This is a genomic window from Malonomonas rubra (genome assembly GCF_003247215.1).
GTDB lineage: Bacteria > Desulfobacterota > Desulfuromonadia > Desulfuromonadales > Geopsychrobacteraceae > Malonomonas > Malonomonas rubra_A.
In genome coordinates this window covers 1-3,210 of the sequence record NZ_QKAP01000128.1, presented here as the reverse complement: position 1 = coordinate 3,210, position 3,210 = coordinate 1, and the positions used below count along the sequence as shown (strand labels likewise).

At 55.3% G+C, this 3,210-nt stretch carries 3 protein-coding genes; all 3 read right to left on the bottom strand.

Going from position 1 to position 3,210, the window contains the following annotated elements; translation table 11 throughout:
• Nucleotides 1-175: 175 nt before the first annotated feature.
• Nucleotides 176-922, bottom strand: coding sequence for an IS21-like element helper ATPase IstB (gene istB / locus Q7J88_RS13405; protein WP_303722741.1), 747 nt, complete (start codon nt 920-922; stop codon nt 176-178).
• Nucleotides 909-2,414, bottom strand: coding sequence for an IS21 family transposase (gene istA / locus Q7J88_RS13400; protein WP_303722740.1), 1,506 nt, complete (start codon nt 2,412-2,414; stop codon nt 909-911). The genes istB and istA overlap by 14 nt, the downstream gene beginning before the upstream one ends.
• 290 nt (nt 2,415-2,704) lie before the next feature.
• A partial coding sequence (locus Q7J88_RS13395; protein WP_303722739.1) for an HAD-IA family hydrolase occupies nt 2,705-3,210 on the bottom strand: 506 nt, incomplete at its 5' end.

The window sequence follows — 3,210 nt, the reverse complement described above, 5'->3', positions numbered from 1 at the left end:
TGATGTGCAAAGCAGGTATTAACGACGTCCCCCCACATTTAGTAGCACAGGGCGTTGAGTTAGTAATTCGCTATCGAAGGGCAGGTAAGCTGTCAATCGTTATTCGCTAGGCTGAAAGACTGTCAATCAGCGCCCAATAATTTCCAGCAATCAGCGTCCAAGAGTTTTCAGTTGATCAGCTTGGTTTCCCCTGCTTTTTGCGCTGTTTGAAACGGAAGGAGTCGTTGCCCGTTTCCAGGATTTCACAGTGGTGCGTCAGCCGATCAAGCAAGGCAGTGGTCATTTTGGCATCGCCGAAGACGCTCACCCACTCCCCGAATGACAGGTTGGTCGTGATGATTAGGCTGGTCTTCTCGTAAAGCTGACTGATCAGGTGGAAGAGCAATGCGCCGCCCGATGTCGGAAACGGCAGATAGCCCAGTTCATCCAGAATCACGGCATCGATCTGAACCAGTTGTTTGGCCAGATTGCCTGCCTTACCTTGCTGCTTCTCTTTTTCCAGCTGATTCACCAGATCGACCGCATTGAAGAACCTCACCCGTTTGCCTTGATGAATCGCAGCTACGCCCAGTGCAGTCGCCAGATGCGTTTTGCCCGTTCCAGTACCGCCGACCAGAATCAGGTTATGCGCGCTTTCCATGAAGCTGCCTGTCGCCAGCTGTTCGACCTGCGCTTGCGGCAACGGCGTTTCGGCCCAGTCGAAACCGGTCAGATCCCGATGGATCGGGAACTTCGCAGCTTTGAGCTGGTAGCGCAAACTACGTACTTGTCGGTCGCTTTGTTCGGCTTCAATCAACCGATCCAGCCAGGCTTCCGGCACAGCCGGCTGTCGTGGTTTCTCTGCTTGCCATTCCCCCCAAGCAGCTGCCATGCCATACAGATTCAGTGATTTCAGCTGGGCCACGCGATCAATGCAGGACATGGGCCCCCCCACGCAGCATGTCATAGCGGGCGCAGTCGGCCAGTGGTTCGGCCCGCAGTTGTAGTCGGTCCGGCAAGTTAAGTGATTCCGGCCGAGTCGGCGCTGTCAGCCGACGCAACTCGTTCATCACCACCGCACCAGTGATCACGCCCGATTCCAGCGTGAGTTCACACGCCACCTGCAACGGTTCCAGTCCCACCTCGCGCGCCATCAGCAGCAACTCCACAAAGGCGCGATCACCCTTGGGTTGTTTCAACAAACGATCACGCACCGCCTGAATGGCTTGCGGTAAATCCCACTCCAGAAACGGCGCGCCATTGCGCAGTGCGCCGGGCTTCTTCTCCAGTACCGGCAAGTAATGCCAAGGATCACAAATCAACTGTTCACGCCCGAAACGGCGTGGGTGGGCGGCAATCACTTCGCGCTCGAAGACAACACGCACTTGGTTGGCGCTGCGCCGCACGGAGACCGCTTTACCGGCAAAGGCGGCCGGTACACTGTAGCGGTTGTAATCCACCCGGATTAGGCAGGTGTTCGAGACGCGAACCATTTCTTCGACATAGCCGTCGAATGACGCAGTCATCGGCCGAAGTGCGGACAGCTCTTCGGCAAAGACCTCGGCAATCGACCGGTCGAATTCGGGGTGGCGACGTCCGGCCAACTCGCGGCAGCGCAAGGCGAGCCAGTCGTTCAACTCCGCCAGACTGGCAAAGCGGGGCTTGGGGGTGAACAGCCATTCGCGGATATTGCCGACCTGATTCTCGACTTGGCCCTTCTCCCAGCCGGACGCCGGCGTGCAGGCGACTGGCTCGAACAGGTAGTGATTCGCCAGCGCCATAAAGCGTGGATTGAATTGACGTTCTTTGCCGGACAGGATGGTTTGGACGACGGCCTTCAAGTTGTCATAAACCATGCGCAGTGGCACGCCGCCAAAGAAGGCAAAGGCGCGATTGTGCGCATCGAAGACCATCTCCTGTGTCTCGCGTGGATAGGCCACCACAAACATCTGGCGGCTGTGGACCAAACGAAAGTGCGCCACCTTGAGCGTCTGCGGCATACCGGCGATCTCGACCAGTTCGTGGCTCCAGTCGAACTGACAAACCTCGCCCGGCGCAAAGCGTAGTGGCACAAAGGCTTGGGTCGAGGATGGCCGGGATGACTGTGTCTTCCAGCGTTTCACAAAGCGCTGCACGCTGTCATACGCGCCGCGATAACCTTCGGCTTGCAGGCCTTCAAATAATCGTTGTGCGGTGCGGCGTTGTGACTTGGGCAAGGATTGCTCTGCCTTAAGCCAAGATTCCAGCATGCCCTGGAAATCGCCCAATTTGGGAACGGGCTGGACCTGACGTTGGTAGACGGGTTCGGATGTGGTTTGCAGATGTTTGCGAACGGTGGGACGGGAAAGATTCAGGCTGCGAGCGATGGAACTGATGCTCTCGCCACTGACCAGATGACGGCGCCGGATTTCGGCAATGATGTCCATGGATAACACCCCAGGTTTCTCCGGCTAAAAGACCGGATGGTTGCACAACCCGAGGTGGAAACTATTGGACGCTGTTCACCCCGGAAACCTGGAAAGTTTTGCACGCTAATTACCACGCACTTCGAGCGCAAGCCCGGATGATGGGGCGCACGCAATATCAATTCGTTAGCACAACTGGCCGCTGTAATTGGAGTTCTGTCGTTGGTGTATTGACCTGTCCTGGCAACCATCTATGTCTATGAATTTCAGGCTACCTCATCCAACCCATACATACATTTTTCGGACAAGCTTCTTCTTTGTCACATATGAAGCAGTCGGTCAAATTCAGATAGGCTGTCAATAAAATAAATATGTGCAGCCAATTCGGGTGAGGTCGTTTCGCGAGGATGGAGTGCAAACACTTTCATTCCTGCCGCCAACCCAGCCTTTATGCCTGGCAAGCTATCTTCCACAACAGCGCATCGACAAGGCTCTACACCAAGTACCTCCGCAGCATGAATGAACAGACCTGGGTCGGGTTTAAAACAACCAACCTCATAGGCAGAAAATATCCTGTTACCAAACAAATGCCTCAGGCCAGCCAAACCCAATGTCATTTCGACTTTCTCTCGAGGCCCGTTGGTTGCTACACAGAATGGGAGATGTAAACGGGTAAGCAATTCGAGTGCCCCTGGAAAGGCATCGAGGCCCTGCAGGAAACGCTCCGCCATAGCTTGTCGGATCTGATGGGTCAATTCAGCTTCAAATTCAGGTGATTTTCCATCCAATTGCTCGGCCATCCACCCGATGTAGTTGGCCATAGGTG